Here is a 20589-nt window from a genome sequence, read left to right as displayed (position 1 = left end):
CTTCTAAACCCTCTCCTGGTCCGTTATCTCGTTTTTGCACGCCAGTCGGCGTATTTAGGGCTGTCGCGACCGATGGGCAGCGCTATGTCTGCGCCGCTATCGGACGATTGATAGATTGCTGTTACCAGTTCCAGCGCACGCCGCGCATCGGCGCTGGTGACCGGCAGCGGACCATGACCGCTGAGGTAATCATGAAAGCGGGCCATTTGCGTGTTGAACCGCGGCGCAACCGGTCGCCAGTCGCCAACCGCAGCGTCGATCCTTGCCTGCACTTCGTCATTTGCGGCGATGATCTGCCACGGCCCCTTGCCCGGCGCGTAGGGATCGTGGTTGCTTTCGAAAGTAACGTTCTCGAAATGCAGCCGCAGCCGGCTGATCTGCTGCTGCGAACCCAGCGTGCAGGAAAGCGAAACGAAGGCGCCGTTCTGCATCTGAAGGCTGACGGAGGCGCAATCTTCCACCTCGATGTTGTTGACGCGAGTGGCAACCCTGCCAAAAACGCGGGCGGCCGGACCTGCGAGGTGGAAGAGCATATCGTGCAGGTGCAGCGCATGCGTTACGAGTACGCCGCCGAGTTCAGTCGCCCATTTGCCGCGCCAGGGAACCGCGTAATATTCGGGCTTGCGCAGCCAAAAGGTCTCGACAGCGCCCATGTAGAACTTGCCGGCTATGCCTGCGTCGATGATGTATTTCGCCTTCTGGATGCCATCGCCATAGCGATACTGAAAGATCGGCATCAAAGCGCCCTTGGCACTTTTTTCAGCCTCCACGATCTCATCAACAGCGGCGAGGGAGCCGGTGAGCGGTTTTTCGCAGACGACATGCTTGCCCGCCGCAAGAGCTGCCACGACCTGTTCACGATGAATGCCGGGTGGCGTGCAGATGTCGATGATGTCGATGCCGTCGTCGCCCAGAAGCTCCGTAAAGGAGGTCGTACGCTTCTCAATTCCAAACTCGTCGCCGACGGCTTTCAGGCGCTCCTCATTGAGATCGCAGATGGCTGCGACCCTGAACTTATCCGGATGCGGCAGGTAGCCCTCGACGATGTGAGAACGCCCGATACCGCAGCCGACGATGGCAACAGTCTTGATGCTCATGTCACTTTCCCATCCGCATCAGCGCTTCATGCCGGTCGTGGCGATGCCTTCGATCAGCAGGCGCTGGAAGAAGAGGAAGAAGAAGAAGACGGGCACGAGCGAGAGCGTCGACATGGCGAATAGGCCGCCCCAATCCGATGCACTGGTCGAGTCGACGAAGGTTCGCAGACCGAGCTGGATCGTGTACGTGTTCATGTCATTCAGGTAGATCAGCGGACCGAAGAAATCGTCCCAGGTCCAGATGAAGGAGAAGATTGCGGCTGTCGCCAACACCGGCAGCGATAGCGGCAGCATGATCTTCCAATAGATGCGCCAAGCGCTGCAGCCGTCCATCATCGCGGCCTCATCCAGTTCGCGCGGAATGCCGCGGAAAAACTGCACCATGAGGAAGATGAAGAAGGCGTCGCTTGCCAGGAACTTCGGCACCACCAGCGGCAGGATGGTATTGACCCAGCCGAGGTTCAGGAAGAGCACATATTGCGGGATCAGCGTCACGTGATAGGGGATCATCAGCGTGCCGAGCATGATCGCGAACCAGAAGTTCCGGCCAGCAAAGCGCAGGCGCGCAAAGGCGAAGGCAGCGAGGGAACAGGCAATGACATTGCCGACCACCGTCAGCACCGAGATCACCAGCGAGTTCCAGAAGAACCGACCGAAGCTGACATCGAGGCCGACCCATCCACGAAGATAGGATGAGAAATCAATGGACGATGGAAAAATCGACGTTGACGTGAAGATTTCGTTTTCCGGCCGCACCGAAGCCGAAACCATCCACAGCAACGGATAGAGCATCAGGAGCGAGCCGCCGATCAGCAGGGCATGGACCAGGATCGAGCCCGGCAGGCTGCGCTTGTTGACGTCCGAGGGCGGCTGCGGGGCGGTGACAATGGCAGTCATCTCAGTCATCGTAGTGCACCCAGTAACGCGAGGACAGGAAGGAGAAGGCGGTGAAGATCGCGATAATGATCACTAGGATCCAGGCAAGCGCCGAGGCATAGCCCATGCGGAAGTTCCCGAAGGCTTCCTGGTAGAGATAAAGCGTATAGAACAGCGTCGAATTGATCGGCCCGCCGGTGCCGCCGGAGATGATGAAGGCGGGCGTGAAGGCCTTGAAGGCGTCGATCGTCTGCACGACGGCGTTGAAGAAGATGACCGGCGTCAGAAGCGGCAGCGTGATCTTGTAGAACTGCCGGAACTTCGAGGCGCCGTCGAGACTGGCGGCTTCGTACATGTCCTGCGGGATCTGACGCAGACCGGCAAGGAAGATGATCATCGGCGAGCCGAACTGCCAGACGCTGAGCGCAACCAGCGTATAGATTGAATAGTTCGGATGCGAAATCCAGCTCGGTCCCTGAATGCCAACTTGTGCAAGTGCCGCATTGACCAAGCCGTCACCGGCAAAAAGCTGGCGCCAGAGGACGGCGATCGCCACGCTCGCGCCGAGCAGCGAGGGCAGATAGAAGATAGCACGATAGATTGGTAGGCCTTTGATGCCCCGGTTCAACGCCAGCGCAACCATCAGCGCAAAAGCAAGCTTGAAGGGCACGGCCAACATCACGTAGGTCAGTGTGACCGACATCGCCGAGGCGAATTTCGGATCGGCAGTGGCGATGCGCACGTAGTTTGCCGCGCCCACCCAGCCCGGCGACCTCAACATGTCGAAGTCGGTGAAGGATAGGTAGAGCGACATCAGGGCAGGTCCGAACGTCAGCCCGAAGAAACCCAGAAGCCAGGGCAGCAGGAAGAGATAGCCTGGAGCATTGGCATTCCACAGCCGCCTGAACCGGCTGTCGGCCACCGCCCCCCGATACCGTTCTACCGTCGCCGCCTCTGCAGGCATCGTGCGCATCGCATTATTCATATGGATCAGCCCCGCGCGAGAATGCGCGTAAGTTCGTCCACGAGTTGCTTGGCGCCGTCTGCCGCTGTCAACTGCCCGAAGCCGACCTGCTCAGAGATGTTTCGAAGCGTGAGCTCGCCCTCACCGGCACCCGCAGGCGGCGGTGGCGGCAACTTGCCGGCGAGATCGCCGAGGCCGGAGACGTATTCCAGCGGCACTTTGCCGACTGCGTCGAGCTTGGCTGCCACGACCTCACGCATCGCTGCCGATTCCGGAATGCCGCGTTCAACACCCAGCGCCAGCGCGGCATCCGGGTTCGTGACGAAGAAGTTCACGTAATCGACTGCCTGATCGACCACTTTCGACTGAGCTGAAACCGAGAAGAACATCGAAGGCTTGCGGTAGTGGCCGCCCTTCGAGTCCTTTGTCACTCGCATGTGGTTTGCCAGAGTGAGCTTGTCCTTGTTCATCTGCTGATATGCCACGAATTGGTTCGAGTGCGCGAAACCAGCGGCAGACTTGCCAAGGGTCAGCGTATTGGTCTCGATGTCGTTCTTGTCCAAAGCCTGAATGTCAGGCGGAACGCATGCACCGCTTTCACGGAACTTGTTCCACATATCAAACCATTCGGATGCCTCTTCGACGCCAAAGCCAATCTTCGCATCAGCAGTATAAAGCGCCTTTCCGCGTTGGCGGAGGTAGTTTTCGAAAAGCGGCTCCCCACCACTGCCATCGGCCATTCCGAACATGCCTTTACGCTTGCCGGCCTTGGTCAGTTCGGCTGCCATCTTGCCAAACTCTTCCCAGGTCGTTGCCTTTGTCGGAAGATCGATGCCCGCTTCCTCGAACGCGGTCTTGCTCAGCATGGTTGCCGCCGAATTCGCACCCAGACTCACGCCATAAAGATGTCCATCGACGCTGCCGCCCTCGATCTGCGCCTTGTCAAAGTCACCTAGATTGAGCTTCGACGGCATGTAGGAATCGAGAGGCGCAAGTGCGCCGCGGCGTGCATACTCGACGATGTAACGGTAATCCATCTGGATAACATCGGGGGCATTCTTGCCAGCGACCTGCGTCGCGAGGCGAGGCCAGTAATCACCCCAACCGAGATACTCGCCGGTTATCGACGTGCCCGGATTCTTCGCTTTGTAGAGTTCCGATACCTTGTTGGTGCGGTCTGCACGTGGCTGGGATCCCCACCACAGCAGGCGCAGGCGTGTATCCTGCGCAAAGGCACTGGAACCCAGTGCCGAAAGCGAGAGAAGCGTTGCCCCGCCCGCCATGAAGTTACGTCTGCTTACGCGTAGTGTCATCTGTTTTTCCTCCTCCCTTGGGGAGCGCCTCCACACGCTCCTTGCTGGTTTCTCTTGCAACAAATAACTAATTGGTTACAAGCTATGGACAAGCATCGGGCCTGTCAAGCGGTGATAATTTCGCGAGGTTCTCCTCCCGGATTGTCGCTTTTACAATCTCGCACCGAAGCCTTATGAGCGCAACAGAGCGTCTGGGGAGATGAGCGGATGGATAATAGCGGCGAGACCGGGGAAAAGAAAAAAGCCAAGCGGGTGGCCGGCGAACGCGTATTGCAGCGCGACCCCGAAAGAACCAAGGCCGCGATCCTGGAAGCAGCTACCCGCGAATTTGCCGAAAACGGCATGGGCGGGGCGCGCGTCGACGCAATTGCCGAGCGGGCCGGCACCAATAAGCGCATGCTCTATCACTATTTTGGCGACAAGGAGCAGCTCTACCTACGTGTGCTGGAGGAGGCTTATGTCGGCATCCGTACAGCGGAGCGTGCCCTGCATATCGGCGACCGCAGCCCGGAAGAAGGAATCGGCGAACTTGCTCTCTTCACCTGGCGCTATTTCCTCAAGCATCCGGAGTTTTTAAGCCTTCTCGGTACGGAAAACCTGCACCGCGCCCGCTGGCTTCGCCAATCCGTCCGGCTCAAGGAATTGCATTCTCACCTGATCGGTGAGCTTGCGCGGGTTCTCGAGCGTGGCAAGAAGGAAGGCGTCTTCATCGAGAACGCCGATCCCCTTCACGTCTATCTGACGATCGCGTCGCTCGGATACTTCTACCTTTCGAACCAACATACGCTTTCGACGATCTTCGGGCGCGAACTGATTGAGCCCTCAAATCTCGACAGTTGGGAACAGCATATCGTCCACGTGACCCTCGCCTCGATCAAGCGCTGAAAATTCAAAATTTGAATTGACTATTGACAGCCCCGCTTCCGATCTGCCATCAAGTAACCGTTTAGTTACTGGCTTGGGAGGGCCGGGCAACGCCCGCTCCCGCCGTTCGATAATTTGGCAGGGAGAAATGAGATGGCTCGTCTGGGGATCATTTTGCACGGCGTTACAGGCCGCATGGGCTACAATCAGCACCTAGTGCGATCGATCCTGGCCATCCGCGACCAGGGCGGTTTGTTTTTGAAATCCGGCGAGCGGCTGGAGATCGACCCCATCATCGTCGGCCGCAACCGCGACAAGATGGAAGAGCTGGCGAAGAAGCACAACATCAAGCGCTGGTCGACAGATCTGGACGGAGCGCTCGCCAACCCGGACGATCAGATTTTCTTCGATGCCGGAACGACCTTGATGCGCGCCGAGCTGCTTTCCAAGGCACTCGATGCCGGCAAGCACGTCTATTGCGAAAAGCCGATCTCCGACGACCTGCAAGTGGCCGTCGACCTTGCAAGAAAAGCGCGAGCCTCCGGCCTCAAGCACGGCGTCGTGCAGGACAAGCTCTTCCTGCCGGGTCTTCGCAAGCTGGCGCTGCTGCGCGATTCCGGTTTCTTCGGCAAGATTCTCTCGGTGCGCGGCGAGTTCGGCTATTGGGTTTTCGAGGGCGATTGGGGCGTTCCGGCGCAGCGGCCGTCCTGGAACTACCGCAAGGGCGATGGCGGCGGCATTATCCTCGACATGCTCTGCCACTGGCGCTACGTGCTCGACAATCTTTTCGGCGAGGTGAAAGCGGTTTCCTGCCTCGGCGCAACGCATATCGGCAGCCGCGTCGACGAGCAGGGCAAGGCCTACGACTGCGATACGGATGATGCCGCTTATGCTACCTTCGAGCTTGAAGGCGGCGTGATTGCGCAGATCAATTCGTCCTGGGCCGTGCGCGTGCGCCGCGACGATCTCGTGACCTTCCAGGTGGACGGCACGCACGGTTCTGCCGTCGCCGGTCTTACGAAATGCTGGACGCAGCATCGCGTCAATACGCCGAAGCCGGTGTGGAATCCGGACCAGCCGCAAACGATCGACTTCTACCAGACCTGGGACGAGGTGCCGGATACGCAGACATTCGACAACGGTTTTAAGGTGCAGTGGGAAATGTTCCTGCGCCATGTCGCCGAAGACGCCCCATGGCCCTACGGCCTAGAGGCGGGCGCCAAGGGCGTCCAGCTTGCGGAGTTGGGCCTCAAATCTTGGGCCGAGCGCCGCTGGCTCGACGTTCCGGCATTGGAGTTCTGATATGCAGACGATCAATCTTCCCCTCGACGGCAGGATCGCCCCCTATACGCTGACCGGAACGCCGATCGAGCTCAAGAAGCGTGACGCGAAAGACTTTCCGCGCGTGGTCTTTGCCGCTGCCCATGTCGTCGCCGACCCGCTGGCGGACAACGATCCATGGCTGACGCCTGCCATCGATTGGGAACGGACCCTCGCCTTCCGCCACCGCCTTTGGGACCTCGGCCTCGGCGTTGCCGAAGCGATGGACACGGCGCAGCGCGGTATGGGACTTGGCTGGCCGGAAGCGCGCGATCTCATTCGCCGAGCGCTTGCCGAAGCAAGCACTCGCAAGGATGCGCTGATCGCCTGCGGCGCCGGTACCGATCATCTGGCTCCCGGTCCCGACGTGACGATCGACACGATCATCAGGGCCTACGAAGAACAGATCGAAGCCGTCGAGGCAGAGGGCGGGCGCATCATCCTGATGGCAAGCCGCGCGCTTGCGGCCGCTGCGAGAGGGCCGGACGATTACATCCGCGTCTATGACCGCATCCTGCGGCAGGTGAAAGAACCGGTCGTCATCCACTGGCTGGGCGAGATGTTCGACCCGGCGCTGGAAGGCTATTGGGGTAATCCGGATCACATCAAGGCCATGTCCACCTGTCTGCAAGTGATCGAAGCCAATGCCACAAAGATCGACGGCATTAAGGTTTCCCTGCTTTCCAAGGAGAAGGAAATCGCAATGCGCCGGCAACTGCCGACGGGCGTGCGCATGTATACCGGCGACGACTTCAACTATGCCGAACTGATAGCCGGCGACGAACAGGGGCACTCCGACGCCTTGCTCGGCATATTCGATGCGATTGCTCCGGCCGCCTCCGCCGCTATGGAAGCACTGGGCCGCAAGAGCAACCGCGAGTTCTTCGACTTGCTCGATCCGACCGTTCCGCTTTCACGTCACATCTTCAAGGCACCGACGCGCTTCTACAAGACCGGCGTCGTCTTCCTTGCCTATCTCAACGGCCTGCAGGACCACTTCACGATGATCGGCGGGCAGCAGAGCACGCGTTCACTGACGCATCTCGCGGAGCTTTTCCGGCTGGCGGACAAGGCGCGCGTTCTTGCCGATCCCGATATGGCGGTCAACCACATGAAGCGGGTGCTCGCCGTTCATGGCGTTTACTGACGCCGATCGGGAGCGGGAGGAATTCATATGCAGATCGAAGGACTTTCGATCAATCTTGCGACGATCCGTGAACAATGCGGATTTGGCGAAGCCGTCGATATCTGCCTGAAGCACGGCATCACCAGGATCGCACCCTGGCGGGAGCAGGTCGCGAAAGTTGGGCTCGCCGAGGCCGTTCGCATCGTCAAATCGAACGGATTGAAGCTGACCGGCCTTTGTCGCGGCGGTTTCTTTCCGGCGGAAAACGAGGCGGGATGGCAGAGGAACCTCGACGACAACAGGCGCGCAATCGATGAGGCTGCCGCGCTCGGCGCCGATTGCCTCGTGCTCGTCGTCGGCGGGCTGCCGGGCAGTTCCAAGGACATCGACGCAGCGCGCCAGATGGTGTTCGACGGTATCGCTGCGGTATCGCCGCATGCAGAAGCCGCCGGCATGCCGTTGGCAATCGAACCCCTGCATCCGATGTATGCGGCGGACCGAGCCTGCGTGAACACGCTCGCTCACGCGCTCGATATGTGTGAGCAGCTGGGCGAAAACGTCGGCGTTGCAATCGACGCCTACCATGTCTGGTGGGATCCGGATCTCGCCAACCAGATCGCGCGCGCCGGCCAGATGAAGCGTATCTTCGCGCATCATATCTGCGACTGGCTGGTACCGACAAAAGACATGCTAACCGACCGCGGCATGATGGGCGATGGCGTGATCGATCTCAAAGGCATCCGGCGCATGATCGAGAAGGCAGGCTTCTTCGGCGCGCAGGAGGTCGAAATCTTTTCGGCAGAGAATTGGTGGAAACGGCCAGCGGACGAGGTCATCGCGACCTGCGTCGAGCGATACCATAGCTGCTGCCAAGCATAGTTCGATACATTTCAGCACGCATGAGGAGGATCATTCGATGGAGAAACGCCGTTTTGCACTGATCGGGACAGGAAATCGCGGAACCACCATGTGGGGCAAAGAACTGCTCGCCGGTTGGCGCGAACATGTCGATCTCGTCGCGATCGTCGAAAAGAACTCTCTTCGCGGCGAGCGCGCCCGCACGATGATCGGCAGCAATGCGCCGATCTACGAGGATATCGATGCGATGCTGGCCGAGGTCAAACCGGACCTTGTCATCGTCTGCACGCCGGATCACACGCATGATGCGATCGTCGTGCGGGCGCTGGAGGCCGGGATCGACGTCATCACCGAGAAACCGATGACGACCGCAGTCGACAAGATTCGCCGGATCATCGACGCCGAGAAGCGTACCGGCAGGCGCGTCGACGTGTCCTTCAACTACCGCTATGCGCCGACCGCAGCCAAAATCAAAGAATTGCTCAATTCCGGAGAGATCGGCCGCGTCAGTTCGGTCGATTTCCACTGGTATCTGAACACGAAACACGGCGCCGACTATTTCCGCCGCTGGCACGCCTATACCGAAAATTCCGGCAGCCTCTTCGTCCACAAGGCAACGCACCATTTCGATCTGCTGAACTGGTATCTCGACAGCGATCCCGAAGCCGTGACGTCCTTCGCCGACCTACAGAATTACGGCCGCAAGGGCCCCTTCCGCGGCCCACGCTGCAAGCTCTGTCCGCACACGCATGAATGCGACTACTATCTCGATCTGGAGGCAGATCCCTTCCTGGATACACTCTACGAGGAACCGTCGAAGATCGACGGATATTTTCGCGACGGCTGCGTCTTCCGCGAGGATATCGACATTCCGGACACGATGGTCGTCAGCATCCGCTATCGAAACAACGTGCATGTCTCCTATTCGCTGAACACCTTCCAGCCGATCGAAGGCCACCATCTGGCATTCAACGGCACCAAAGGCCGAATCGAAATCCGCCAGCATGAAGCCCAACCCTGGGAGGTGAAGAAAGAGGATGAGATCCTGCTGATCCGGAATTTCCCCAATGGGAAGGAGGCGGTCGAGCGTATCATCGTGCCGCATTCCTCCGGCGGCCACTACGGCGGGGACGACCGGATGCGCAATATGATCTTCAAACCGGACATGCAGGACAGGCTTCATCAGCGTGCGGGAACGCGTGCCGGGGCCATGTCGGTGCTTTGCGGCATTGCAGCGCTTCAGAGCTCCCGCACCGGCAAGGTCGTCAATCTCGCTGATCTGATGCCCGAGCTTGCCAATGACGACTCACCGAATTCCCGCAGGGTTGAATAGGCTCAGGCCATTTTTTCGAGATCCGCGAGGGTGACGCCGTAACGAAGCGGCTCGCCCTTTAAGAAACGTTCGATCTCGTCCACCGCCATTTCGCCGAGGCGCATGCGCTCCAGTCCGACGGCGCCTGCAATATGGGGCGTCAGGAACAGATTCGGCAGATCGTAAAAGGCCGATGAAGGCTCGGGGATTTCCGGGTCGGTGACATCGATGATGGCATCGATGCGGCCGGTTGCAAGCGTCGCCAGCAGCGCAGCTTCATCGATGATTGCGCCCCTAGCCGTGTTGATGAGCGTAGCGCCGTCCTTCATCAAAGCCAGCCTGTCCGCATCGATCATATGTTGCGTGGAAGGCAGGGACGGCGCGTGAAGCGAAATGATGTCGGAAACCCTCATGAGCGTATCCAGATCGACCTTCTCTGCTCCAAGCCCCTGGGCTTCAGCCATGCTAATCGTCGGATCGAAAAGGACAAGCTGGTAGTCAAACGGCTCCAGCAACTCGATGACGCGACGGCCGATCCGCGATGCACCAATGATGCCGACTGTGCGCCGGTAGTTGCCGATCGCCAAACGCTGCATCGGATGGGTGCGGTCACGGTTGCGGTCTGCCACGTAACGGTCGCGGAAGCGGAAAACCTGTTTGCCGGCAAAGAGAATGGCTGCGAGCGTAAACTCCGCGACCGGTGTGGCATTGGCTTCCGCGGCATGGCTGACCGCAATCCCGGCCCTGAAAATCTCTTCACCGATAATGCCTTTGACGGTGCCGGCCGCATGAGCGACAATCTTCAAACGCCTCGCTGCGGCAAGCACCTCACCGCCCACCTGCGGCGCCCCCCAGCCTGTAATGAGGATTTCCGTCTCCGGGAGCACGCGCCGGGCGCGCTCATCAGAGAAATTCTGCAGCGGCTCGCGGTCGAGCAAGCGGCCGATGACTTCCAGGCGTTGAAGCAACTCATCCGACACGACATGTTCCGTGCGCTCCGGATGCATGGCAAGCGCGATGCCGGGACGGCTCATGGCATCTGTCCCGGCGCGACAATGGCGCTGACCGTCACGCCGTGTTCCTTCACCTGCTGTTCCAAAGCTCCGATGTCCGGGACAACAGGGCGCTTCACCCAAACCCCGGAAACAGCTTGCGGATCATTGACTGCGAGCACTGCCGTGATCAGCACGGTCTCACCTGCTGGGATTTCGCCGCGCAACTGCGGCACCAATGTCTTTGCAACAATGAGGTTCGTATTCGGCAAGGCCTTCTGCGCAAGGCCGGTGCGCGTCACGGTCGAGCCAAGATCGACGATGCCGGAAAAATCACTCTCGCCGATGACATGCGCGGTACCTGCTTCTGCCGAAAGCGTATCAAGATCGAAATCCCGTTTGGCGATCGCGAAGCCGCCTTCGGACGTCTGCAGCGCACGTGGCGTATTGATCCTGTGAACGCGAATATGCCAGGGCGCTGCCGGTACGAGCCATGTTTCGACCGAGACATCCTTGAACGGCGACCACTTCGAATAAAGCACGTTGCCGGCAATCTTGGCTTCCGCATTCGTCTCGCGAACTCGGTAATGCAATCCATCGTCGCTGAAAGCCAGCGCCGAATCAAAAGCGCCGCCGGCGAAATTTCGCTCGTCGGCCTCAACACTGAATCCGTAGCGCGCTGAATATGCGAATTTTGCGTATTTTTCCGTTCCAAACCGCATCTGCAAATTTTCCTGGCCGGAAGAAAGCGCCACGACATCGCCGCCCGCCCGTATCATGACCATGCCCGGATGGCGCTGCGGGGAGACGGCGACCGCTTCCGGCGCCGTTTCCTTTGACGTCCAGAACGGATGATCTGCTGGAATTGCGAGCGGCAAGAAGGCCTTGAAAGCCCAATAGGGCGAGCCTGCAGAATTATAACTCTCCGACATCAGCAGATTGGGATAGCCGAAACCGATTGAAAGGATGCCGTCTCGGTTCGTCATCGGCTTGTCCCTCCACCAGCGCAGATGCTGGAGGCAAAGATGCTTGACTTCACCCCAGGGCAAAGCTTCGAGGTCGGCGAAGGCAAGCGCCGACCAGAAACCTGCGCAGGCGAAACGGTATGTCAGGCTGCGGCCGAAGGGGATCGTCGCACCATCGGCTGCAAACCAGTTCTTGAAATCCTTCGCAAAGAGCACTGCCCGTTCGCGGTATCGTTTGGCATAGTCATCATCGACAAGCTTCGAATAAATCAGGCCGTAAAAGTGCATCGCGAAGGGAATGTAGTGATCGATACGGCGGAGATTGCCGTCGCGATACCAGCCATCGCCGATATAGAAGCCCTCCAGCTCTTCCAGATATTGCCTAGTGAGGCTGCGATCGAAATCCGCGCCCAATCGGTCAAGCGCGATATCGACGAAAATGCGGAAGAACTTCCAGTTGTTGTCGGCGTAGTCAAACTGGCGTGCGTGTTTGAGATAAGCGATGACGTTGTTCCGGGCATGCCCATCGAGTGGCTCCCAGATCTTTTCCGGGACAAGCGCCAGCGCAAAACCGAGCGCGGCAAGCTCCACCATGCGCTGGTCGCGGCCGTTGACCGTGCCCCAATATTCCGGATGCTGCGGATCGGCGCCATTAGCGAGACCTTCGGCGAAACGTTCCCAATGCTCGAACCGGCCGTTTCCCGCACCCAAAGGAGCAAGACCCCACAGAGGCCGGGCGAAGCCTTCCAGATCGGCCGCGGCACGATCGAAATGCGCGCCGGCGCCATCCAGCCGCACGCGGGCATTGCCCTTCGAAAAATAGGGCAGCAGTGGATCGAAGAGATCGAGAAGCGCGCGGCCCATGTCCTCGCGGGTTTCGAGCGGGTTGCCTGCAAGCGGATTGGCGCTGGCCGGATCATAGGTCATCGGAATCACTCATGAGGTTGCAACATCAGATACGGTGCCCCCGGCAACGGGGATGACCCCGTGGCATACATGACGGGCGGGGGCCGCCCGGTCGCGGAAACGGGACATCATCAGACCGATCGCCTCCCGCCCAAGCGCCGCACGATCGACGCGCATGGTGGAAAGCGGCGGATTGGTCATCAATGCGCAGGGCAGATCGTCGAAACCGACGATCGCGAAGTCTTCCGGCACCCGAAGGCCAGCTTCCGTGACGGCTTCCAAGACACCGACTGCGATAAAATCGTTCATGCAGAAGGCGGCACTGAACCCGGCGTTCTCCGCAAGAATCGCCGCCGTCAGCTCATGCGCCTCGCGGCTGGCACTGCCATGAAACGTCATCGGCACAAGCCGGCCTTCGGCATCCGGGACCGAGGTTATCGCCGCCTCGAAACCGCGAACACGCTCGCGGATCGTATTGCGGTGGGAACCGGTCAGATGGAGGATGCGGCGGTGACCGGCCTTCAGCAGCCGCTGGGCAGCCTGGAAGGCACCGAAAAAATTGGAAGGCGAAACACCGTCGAGGCGGAGCTGAGGATCCGTCCCGTTGACGAGAACAACCGGAACTTTCTCGTCGTCGATCCAACCGCGTAAAGCCCCACTCGGATCGATGCCGACGAGAAAGAGACCCTCGGCACGCGCCGACTTCAAATAGTCTCGAATGACCTCGGGCGTCGCGCGGTCTTCCCGGATGAGGCGAACCTCAAACGACATGCCGTGCTCGGCTGCCGCCGTACGCAGACCCTCGACGATGGACTCGTAGAAAACGCTCAGTCCGCCCGTGACCCCATCGCTGGCAATCAGCGCAAGTCCGCCCGGAACCGCTTCCGGAGCAGACCTCACCTGGTATCCATGCTCGGCCGCCACCCTCAGAATATGCTCTCGCACGCTCTCGCTTATGCCTGGCTCATTGGCAAGCACGCGTGAAACCGTCGAAACGGAGACGCCTGCCAAGGCTGCGATGTCGGCCTGACGCGGCCGTCTGGGTTTGATTTCGTTCATAACTCAAACATATGCAAATCATGCAAATTTGCAATGAGAATATAATTTGTTGCAAACCGAAATTATTTGCGTACTCTACCCGTGAGATGCTCGAGAACCGTTGGAGGACGGCACGGGCAGGCGACAAAGGAGGATCATCATGCAGATCAATCGACGTTCATTTCTGATGGGCTCGGCCGGTGTGGCTACGGGCCTCGCATTCGGCGCGGGTAGTGCCATCCCGGCATTTGCCGAAGACGCGCAACTGCGTGCCATGTGGTGGGGTTCTAACGACCGCGCCAAGCGTACGCTGGAGGTTGCAAAGCTCTATCAGACCAAGACGCCGGGCGTCACGATCGTCGGCGAGTCGCTCAGCGGCGACGGCTATTGGACGAAGCTCGCGACGCAGATGGCTGGCCGCGCGATTGCCGATGTGTTCCAGCTCGAGCCCAGCACGATCTCCGATTACTCAAAGCGCGGCGCCTGCATGCCCCTCGACGAGTTCGTTCCCTCGGCTCTCAAGGTCGACACCTTCGGCAAGGATATGCTGAAGCTGACGACCGTCGACAGCAAGCTCTATGGCATCGGCCTCGGCCTTAACTCCTTTGCGCTCTTTTTCGATCAGACCATCTTTGAAAAGGCTGGACTTCCCTTGCCGACGCCGGACCTCACTTGGGACGAATATGCCAAACTGGCCGTCGAGCTTACAAAAGCTGCCGGCAAGGACAATTACTGGGGCGGCCCTTACGGCGCGCGCTATGCCTATGTCTTCGATGCTTGGCTGCGCCAGCGCGGCAAGAGCCTTTACGCCAATGGCAGCCTGGGCTTCGACGTCGAGGATGCCAAGGAGTGGTACAGCTTCTGGGAGGACCTGCGCAAAAAGGGTGGCACGGTCGCGGCGGATGTACAGACGCTCGACCAAAACACCATCGACACCAACTGCCTGGCGCTTGGCAAATCGGCGATCGGCATGGCCTATTCAAACCAGCTCGTCGGCTATCAGCTGATCTCGAAGAATAAACTGGCGATCACCATGCTGCCGCGCGAAAGGAAGGGTGGTCCCTCCGGCCATTACTACCGTCCCGCGCTTATCTGGAGCATCGGAGCGACGACGAAGAACGGCGAAGCTGCCGCCAAGTTCATCGACTTCTTCGTCAACGACATCGACGCCGGCAAGATCCTCGGAGTGGAACGGGGCGTACCGATGTCGGCGACCGTCCGCGAGGCGATCCTGCCGAACCTTAACCCGACGGAGCAGGATACCGTCAAGTACGTCAACCTTCTTAAGGATCAGGTCGGCGATTACCCGGCACCTGCCCCGCTTGGCGCGACGGAATTCGACCAGCGCGTCCTTCGGCCCCTCGCTGACGAGCTCGCGTTCGAACGCACGACGCCCGCCGATGCCGCCGCTCGCCTGGTGGAACAAGGCAAGGCAACGATCAGAAGCTGAATCCAGGTTTCTCCTCCCGCAAGGCCCGCCGTCGTGAACTGACCCCTGACCGTTGATGTCCAACTTTCAGGGGTCAGTTCAGCGTGGCGGGCCTCTTGATTGAGCGTTGGTTGCGGGGCTCCGGCCCCGCCGATAGGCGGGCGCGCCCAGACGGAGGGCGACCGTAAACGGGTTCCCCGAATGCTAGGAATGTGCGGGTTTCCGCTCCCCCAGATTCTCTCTCCGTATCCGGAACCACGCCACATAGAGCGCCGGAAGGAAAAGAAGCGTCAGTGCGGTACCGACGACAATGCCCCCCATCATGGCGTAGGCCATGGGACCCCAGAAGACTTCCCGGGAGATTGGAATGAGCGCCAGGGTCGCGGCCGCCGCCGTCAGCATGATCGGACGCATCCGGTGCTCCGTCGCCTCGACGACGGCGCGCCATGGGGGCACGCCTTCGCTCCGAAGCTGTTCGATCTGCACGACCAGGATGACAGAGTTCCGGATCAGGATCCCTATCAGCGCAAGCACGCCAAGAATTGCGACGAATCCCATGGGCGCGTTACTGAAGAGCAGTGCTATAACCACACCGATGAGTGCCGTCGGAGCCACTGCGAACACCAGGAACAACCTGCTGAAGCTTTGCAACTGGATCATGAGGATCGTCGCCATGGCAAACAACATCAGCGGCGCGACCGCAGCGATCGGTCCTTGCGCCTTCGCGCTTTCCTCGACGGAACCGCCGTTGGCGATGCTGTAGCCGGCTGGAAGACCCTTGCGGAAGGCATCGACTTTGGGCTGCAGTTCGGTGACGATAGTCGCCGGCTGTGTCGGCCCGACGACGGCAGCCTTGATGGTGATTGTCGGCGTGCGCGTGCGACGCCAGATCGTTGGCTGCTCCAGCTCGTAGCGGAAATTGGCAACTGCAGAGAGCGGTACCGATTTGCCGTTTGAGCCAGGCAGCTGAAGGTTCTGCAGCGTCTCGATGGAGCCGCGCTCCGAGGTTTGGGCCCTGCCGATCACATCTATGAGATAGATGTTGTCCCTGATCTGCGTGGCCGACGATCCCTCCACGATCCCGTTAAGGGTTGTTGCAATGTCTTGCGACGAGACGCCCAGTTGCCGCGCCTTGTCCTGCAGAACATCGACCTTCACGACGCGCGACGGTTCATTCCAGTCAAAGGTCATGTTGGAGAGCAGCGGATGCTGGCCGACGATGCCCGCAAATTGCTGGGCGATATCGCGAACCTTCTGGATATCCGGCCCGCTGATGCGATATTGCACAGGCTTGCCGACCGGAGGCCCGATGTCCAGAAGCTTTACGAACGCATCGGTCCCCGGGAAGGTTTTCGTCAGATAGTCCTGCAGTTCGCTCTTGACCTTGTCGCGAACATCAAGCCCCTTGGTCACGATGACGGTCTGCCCGAACGACACGTCGGGCGTCTGAACATCGAAGGACAGGATGAAGCGGGGAGCACCTTGTCCGACATAACTCGTCCAGTGCTCTATATCCTTATTGTTCGCGAGCATCTCCTGCTCGAACTTGGCCATCTGCCTGTTCGTCTCGAAGATCGAACTGTTGTGCGGCAAGTTCCAATCGACGATCAGTTCGGCCCTGTCCGAGGAAGGGAAGAACTGCTGTTGCACAAGGCTCATTCCACCGATGGAGAGCGCGAAGGCAACGACTGTCGCGCCGATGGTGATCCAGCGCCACCGCATGGAAAGGTTCAAAAGCCACGAAAAAGCTCTCGCCAGCCGGCCTTTCTGATCATGATGCGACTTCATCGTCTTCGGAAGGATGCTCACGCCCAAAAGTGGCGTGAACAACACTGCGACGATCCATGAGACCAGGAGCGAGACAGCAATCACCACGAAAAGCGTGAAGGTGAATTCGCCCGCGGCACTGTTATTCAAGCCGATGGGAATGAAGCCGGCGACCGTTACAAGCGTGCCCGTGAGCATCGGGAACGCCGTAGACGTGTAGACATGTGTTGCTGCTTTTTTCAGATCGTCTCCTGCCTCGAGCCGGGCGACCATCATCTCGACGGCAATCATCGCATCGTCGACGAGAAGGCCAAGCGCAATGATCAGCGCGCCGAGCGAAATACGCTGCAGCGAAATGCCCGAATAGGCCATAACGAGGAACGTGATCGCTAACACAAGAGGGATCGAGATTGCGACAACCAGGCCCGCGCGAACGCCTAAGCTGATGAAACTGATCGCAAGGACGATGACGACCGCTTCGAACAGAGCGCGCGTGAAGCCCGAGACCGCTTCGTCGACGACGTGAGGCTGATCGGAAACGCGCTGGACATCCACGCCGATCGGCAGATCGGTCACGATGCGATCCATCTGCTGGTCGAGCGCCTTGCCGAATTCCAGCAGATTTGCCCCGGTCTTCATGCCGATGGCGAGACCGATCGCGGGCTGACCGTTATATCTGAACAGCGACGACGGAGGATCGACATAGCCGCGTTTGATCGTGGCAACATCGGTCAGCGGAAAGAACCGGTCATTGACACGCAGATTGATCGACTTGAGGCTTTCCTCCGATGTAAACTGACCGCCGACGCGCAAGGCGATACGCTCGGGGCCGGCGTCAACGAAACCCGACTGAGTGACGGCGTTCTGCGCCTGCAGCGTCTCGATAACCGATTGCTGGTCGATACCAAGGGCCGCAATCTTTCGGGTCGAAAATTCAAGGTAGATCGCTTCGTCTTGCGCACCGATAATGTCCACCTTGCCGACATTGGGTACGGTCAAGACTTTTGCGCGGGCGTCCTCGACAAGGTCGCGAAGCTGGCGCTGCGTGAGCCCGTCGCTGGTGAAGGCGTAGATATTGCCGAAGACGTCGCCGAAGCGGTCGTTGAAAAACGGCCCCACGACGCCGCTCGGAAAATCTCCCTTGATATCGTCGATCATGTTGCGGACGCGCACCCAGGTTGGGTTGACATCCCGGGCCTTGGTGGTCGGCAATAGCTCCACGAAAATCGTTGTCCGTCCGGCAACCGTCTCGCTGCGCGTGTAGTCAAGCGACTCCAGCTCTTCGAGCTTCTTCTCGATACGGTCGGTAACCTGCTTGGTCACTTCCTCGGCGGATGCACCAGGCCATTGCGCCTGGATGATCATGGTCTTGATGGTGAAGTCCGGGTCTTCTTCACGGCCCAGACCGATGTAGGAAAACGCGCCGGCAAGAATGAAGACGATCATGAAATACCAGACGAGCGAACGGTGCTCGAGCGCCCAGTCGGAAAGATTGAATTTTTTCACGGGTTTTCCCCTTGATCCACCCTGACAGCCTGGCCGTCAGTAAGCTTGTGAACACCAGCAACGACGACGCGTTCGCCCGGATTGACGCCTTCAGCGATGCGAATGTTGCCTCCTTCCGCAACGTCTCCGTCCATCTTGATCGCCCGAATGGAGACCTTGCCGGCCGTCGTATCGACGACCCAGACGTTCGGTTTCCCATCCTTCATCAGCACCGAGGACGATGGGAGCAGGATCAGTGGCTGGGCGGCAATGGTCGCAGTTGCCGTCACGACCGCGCCCAGGCGAAACGCCGCCGGCGGGTTGACGAGCGTTATCTTCGTGCGGCGTGTACGGGTCGTCGTCTCGGCTTCGGGTGCAATTTCTCTAACGACACCGCTCGCGCGAATGGTTGGATCTAGCTGGAGGGAGACCTCGAAGGGTGATCCCACCTTGAGGCCGTCGAGGCTCGCATCCGGTATATCAATGACCGCATCCCGCTGATCGGGACGGGCAATGGTGGCCATGCTCTGGCCTGCGGCGACAACCTGGCCCACTTCCGCAGAGGTGGCCGTCACAACGCCATCGAACTCTGCGCGAAGCTGCGCATAGCTCAATTGTTCTTCGGCCTTGTCCAGATTGGCCTGCCCTTTTGCAACGGCAGCAACGGCACTCCGCCGCCCCAGTTGAGCCTCCTCGAAAGCGGCCTCGCTTCCAGACCTTGTTTCGGTCAGACTCCGTTGCCGCTCTTCCGTGGAGACAGCATTTGTCAGCTGTGCCTGCGCATTTGAGAGCTCGGACTGCGCGCTTCTGAGCGCAAGCTCTAGCGCCAGCGGATCAATGGCGGCAACGACGTCACCCTTCTTGACGATGTCGCCGACGCTGACCTTGCGGGCTATCACCCGTCCGAGCACGCGAAATCCAAGTTCGGTCTCGATCTTGGCCTCGACTGTGCCTGGCAGGCTCAGGGACGACGCCGCTGTTGATTTGGCAACAACGGAAAGAACGGGGCGGGGCGGTTCCTCACGCGCTTCATCCTGCCTCTGGCAAGACGACAGCAGCAATGGCCCAAGGAGCAGCAGCCCGGGTGTTACACGGATACTCATTTCGCGGCTTCCTTGTCATATGAGACGACCTCGTTGGGCCGTAGGAATTTGGTACCATCGGATACGACGATTTCACCTGGAGACACGCCCGTGCGCACGGCGAACCGGCCGGTCCCATAGCTGGAAACATCAACCGGCCGGATGGACACGCTGGAGGACGACGGGTCCACGACCCAAACGGCAGGCTGGCCACCCTTCGAGGCCATTGCCGACCATGGCAGTTCGATTGTGTCCTGTGTGATGGAACGGAAGGAGCCGACGACTGGAGCGCCAAGCGACATGTCCGGCGCCCCTTCGAGACCCACTTTCACCCTGATCGTTCCGGTCGATGGGTCGATGGTTGGCGAGATCTCGCGTACAGCCGCATCTACTTTCCGGGATGGAGTCGAAAGCAGGCCAACCGTAACTTTGTCCTCAAGCTTTCGTCCGAGATAGAGGGATTCAAAGACGTTGAAGACCGCGTCACGCGGTCCTTCGTGGGCAAGCGTGAATATCCGTTGCGCAGCCTGCGCGACCTGGCCGATCTCGGCGTTTCGCGCCGTGATCACGCCGTCGGCATCGGCGCGCAGCTCCGTATAAGAGAAAGCGTCTCGCGCCGTGTCGAGCTGGGCTTGCGCCGATTTCAGGCTTCCTTGGGCCGTCAGCAGCGCCTCCTGGGCTTGGTCAAGCGCGGCACGGGTCGTGACCTGAGCCTTAAAGAGATTCTGCTGCCGACCGAAGGCCAGCTGGGCTTGCGTCTGCTGGGCTTGAGCTGACTGCAGGTTCGCTGTGGCGACATCCAGATCGGCCTTCTGTTCCTCAGCGTCGATGCGCGCAAGCACCTGCCCTGCCTTTACGAACGCGCCGACATCGACAAGGCGCTCGACGATCCGTCCGCTGACCCTGAAGGACAGGTCGCTCTGCACACGGGCGCTTACCTCGCCGGTGATGAAGTTGATTTCGCCGACAGGTGCAGTCTTCACGACGACAGTCTCCACCCTCTTGGGCTTCACCTCATTCGTGGCCTGCTTTTCGCATGACGAAAGCGCGACTGCGCCTATGGCCAGCAAGGCGGCGACAAGGATAGTTCTCATGAATTGACCTCTTGCATCCGTTCGCGCGATCGATATAATTGACTGACTCATTAGTCAATATAAGTTGCGGGAAAATTGCCTGATGCCGAGCCACGGAATGA

At 59.6% G+C, this 20589-nt stretch carries 16 protein-coding genes; 6 read left to right on the top strand and 10 right to left on the bottom strand.

Going from position 1 to position 20589, the window contains the following annotated elements:
* Positions 1-23: 23 nt before the first annotated feature.
* Genes QA644_RS19775 through QA644_RS19760 form a run of 4 tightly spaced genes read right to left on the bottom strand, consistent with a single transcriptional unit; the run spans position 24 to position 4250 of the window.
* Positions 24-1097: a Gfo/Idh/MocA family oxidoreductase gene (locus QA644_RS19775; protein ID WP_074066183.1), complete on the bottom strand. Its 1074-nt coding sequence runs from the start codon at positions 1095-1097 to the stop codon at positions 24-26.
* Positions 1098-1115: 18 nt separating this feature from the next.
* On the bottom strand, positions 1116-2003 hold the full coding sequence (locus QA644_RS19770) for a carbohydrate ABC transporter permease (RefSeq protein WP_039843469.1): 888 nt from the start codon (positions 2001-2003) through the stop codon (positions 1116-1118).
* Positions 1996-2958, bottom strand: a complete 963-nt coding sequence (locus QA644_RS19765) for a sugar ABC transporter permease (protein WP_239596236.1) — start codon at positions 2956-2958, stop codon at positions 1996-1998. Before QA644_RS19765 ends, QA644_RS19770 begins: the two co-directional genes overlap by 8 nt.
* A gap of 5 nt (positions 2959-2963) precedes the next feature.
* Positions 2964-4250, bottom strand: a complete 1287-nt coding sequence (locus QA644_RS19760) for an extracellular solute-binding protein (protein ID WP_194728585.1) — start codon at positions 4248-4250, stop codon at positions 2964-2966.
* A 207-nt stretch (positions 4251-4457) separates the two neighbouring features.
* On the opposite strand from QA644_RS19760, the gene QA644_RS19755 reads away from it, so the two are divergent.
* From QA644_RS19755 to QA644_RS19735, 5 genes are all read left to right on the top strand, one after another.
* Positions 4458-5135 carry a TetR/AcrR family transcriptional regulator gene (locus tag QA644_RS19755; RefSeq protein ID WP_074066179.1) on the top strand — a complete coding sequence of 226 codons (678 nt, stop codon included), beginning with the start codon at positions 4458-4460 and terminating at the stop codon, positions 5133-5135.
* 132 nt (positions 5136-5267) lie between these two features.
* Positions 5268-6416, top strand: coding sequence for a Gfo/Idh/MocA family oxidoreductase (locus QA644_RS19750; protein WP_283070170.1), 1149 nt, complete (start codon positions 5268-5270; stop codon positions 6414-6416).
* 1 nt (position 6417) lies between these two features.
* Positions 6418-7581 (top strand): dihydrodipicolinate synthase family protein, encoded by a 1164-nt coding sequence (locus QA644_RS19745; protein WP_283070168.1) that lies wholly within the window; start codon positions 6418-6420, stop codon positions 7579-7581.
* Positions 7582-7608: 27 nt separating this feature from the next.
* A complete protein-coding gene (locus QA644_RS19740; RefSeq protein ID WP_074066176.1) occupies positions 7609-8439 on the top strand; it encodes a sugar phosphate isomerase/epimerase family protein in 831 nt (276 codons plus the stop codon).
* Positions 8440-8476: 37 nt separating this feature from the next.
* The gene (locus tag QA644_RS19735) at positions 8477-9751 is read left to right on the top strand and encodes a Gfo/Idh/MocA family oxidoreductase (protein ID WP_194728581.1); all 1275 of its coding nucleotides are present in this window, start codon (positions 8477-8479) and stop codon (positions 9749-9751) included.
* 2 nt (positions 9752-9753) lie between these two features.
* On the opposite strand, the gene QA644_RS19730 is transcribed toward QA644_RS19735, so the two are convergent.
* From QA644_RS19730 to QA644_RS19720, 3 genes are read right to left on the bottom strand one after another with little or no spacing between them, the layout of a single operon-like run.
* Complete coding sequence (locus QA644_RS19730; RefSeq protein WP_283070167.1) at positions 9754-10764, bottom strand: hydroxyacid dehydrogenase; 1011 nt, start codon at positions 10762-10764, stop codon at positions 9754-9756.
* Positions 10761-12614, bottom strand: coding sequence for a DUF2264 domain-containing protein (locus QA644_RS19725; RefSeq protein ID WP_283070166.1), 1854 nt, complete (start codon positions 12612-12614; stop codon positions 10761-10763). The genes QA644_RS19730 and QA644_RS19725 overlap by 4 nt, the downstream gene beginning before the upstream one ends.
* A 9-nt stretch (positions 12615-12623) precedes the next feature.
* Positions 12624-13652, bottom strand: a complete 1029-nt coding sequence (locus tag QA644_RS19720) for a LacI family DNA-binding transcriptional regulator (RefSeq protein ID WP_283070165.1) — start codon at positions 13650-13652, stop codon at positions 12624-12626.
* Positions 13653-13791: 139 nt separating this feature from the next.
* Between QA644_RS19720 and QA644_RS19715 the strand changes: the two genes are divergently transcribed.
* The gene (locus QA644_RS19715) at positions 13792-15081 is read left to right on the top strand and encodes an ABC transporter substrate-binding protein (protein ID WP_283070164.1); all 1290 of its coding nucleotides are present in this window, start codon (positions 13792-13794) and stop codon (positions 15079-15081) included.
* A 183-nt stretch (positions 15082-15264) separates the two neighbouring features.
* On the opposite strand, the gene QA644_RS19710 is transcribed toward QA644_RS19715, so the two are convergent.
* From QA644_RS19710 to QA644_RS19700, 3 genes are read right to left on the bottom strand one after another with little or no spacing between them, the layout of a single operon-like run.
* Positions 15265-18333 carry an efflux RND transporter permease subunit gene (locus QA644_RS19710; RefSeq protein ID WP_283070163.1) on the bottom strand — a complete coding sequence of 1023 codons (3069 nt, stop codon included), beginning with the start codon at positions 18331-18333 and terminating at the stop codon, positions 15265-15267.
* The gene (locus QA644_RS19705) at positions 18330-19415 is read right to left on the bottom strand and encodes an efflux RND transporter periplasmic adaptor subunit (RefSeq protein WP_283070162.1); all 1086 of its coding nucleotides are present in this window, start codon (positions 19413-19415) and stop codon (positions 18330-18332) included. Before QA644_RS19705 ends, QA644_RS19710 begins: the two co-directional genes overlap by 4 nt.
* The gene (locus QA644_RS19700) at positions 19412-20488 is read right to left on the bottom strand and encodes an efflux RND transporter periplasmic adaptor subunit (RefSeq protein ID WP_239596259.1); all 1077 of its coding nucleotides are present in this window, start codon (positions 20486-20488) and stop codon (positions 19412-19414) included. Before QA644_RS19700 ends, QA644_RS19705 begins: the two co-directional genes overlap by 4 nt.
* Between the last annotated feature and the right edge of the window lie 101 nt (positions 20489-20589).

The sequence above is a fragment of the Rhizobium sp. CC1099 genome (assembly GCF_029714385.1).
Classification (GTDB): domain Bacteria; phylum Pseudomonadota; class Alphaproteobacteria; order Rhizobiales; family Rhizobiaceae; genus Rhizobium.
This window is presented reverse-complemented; position numbering and strand designations above follow the sequence as displayed.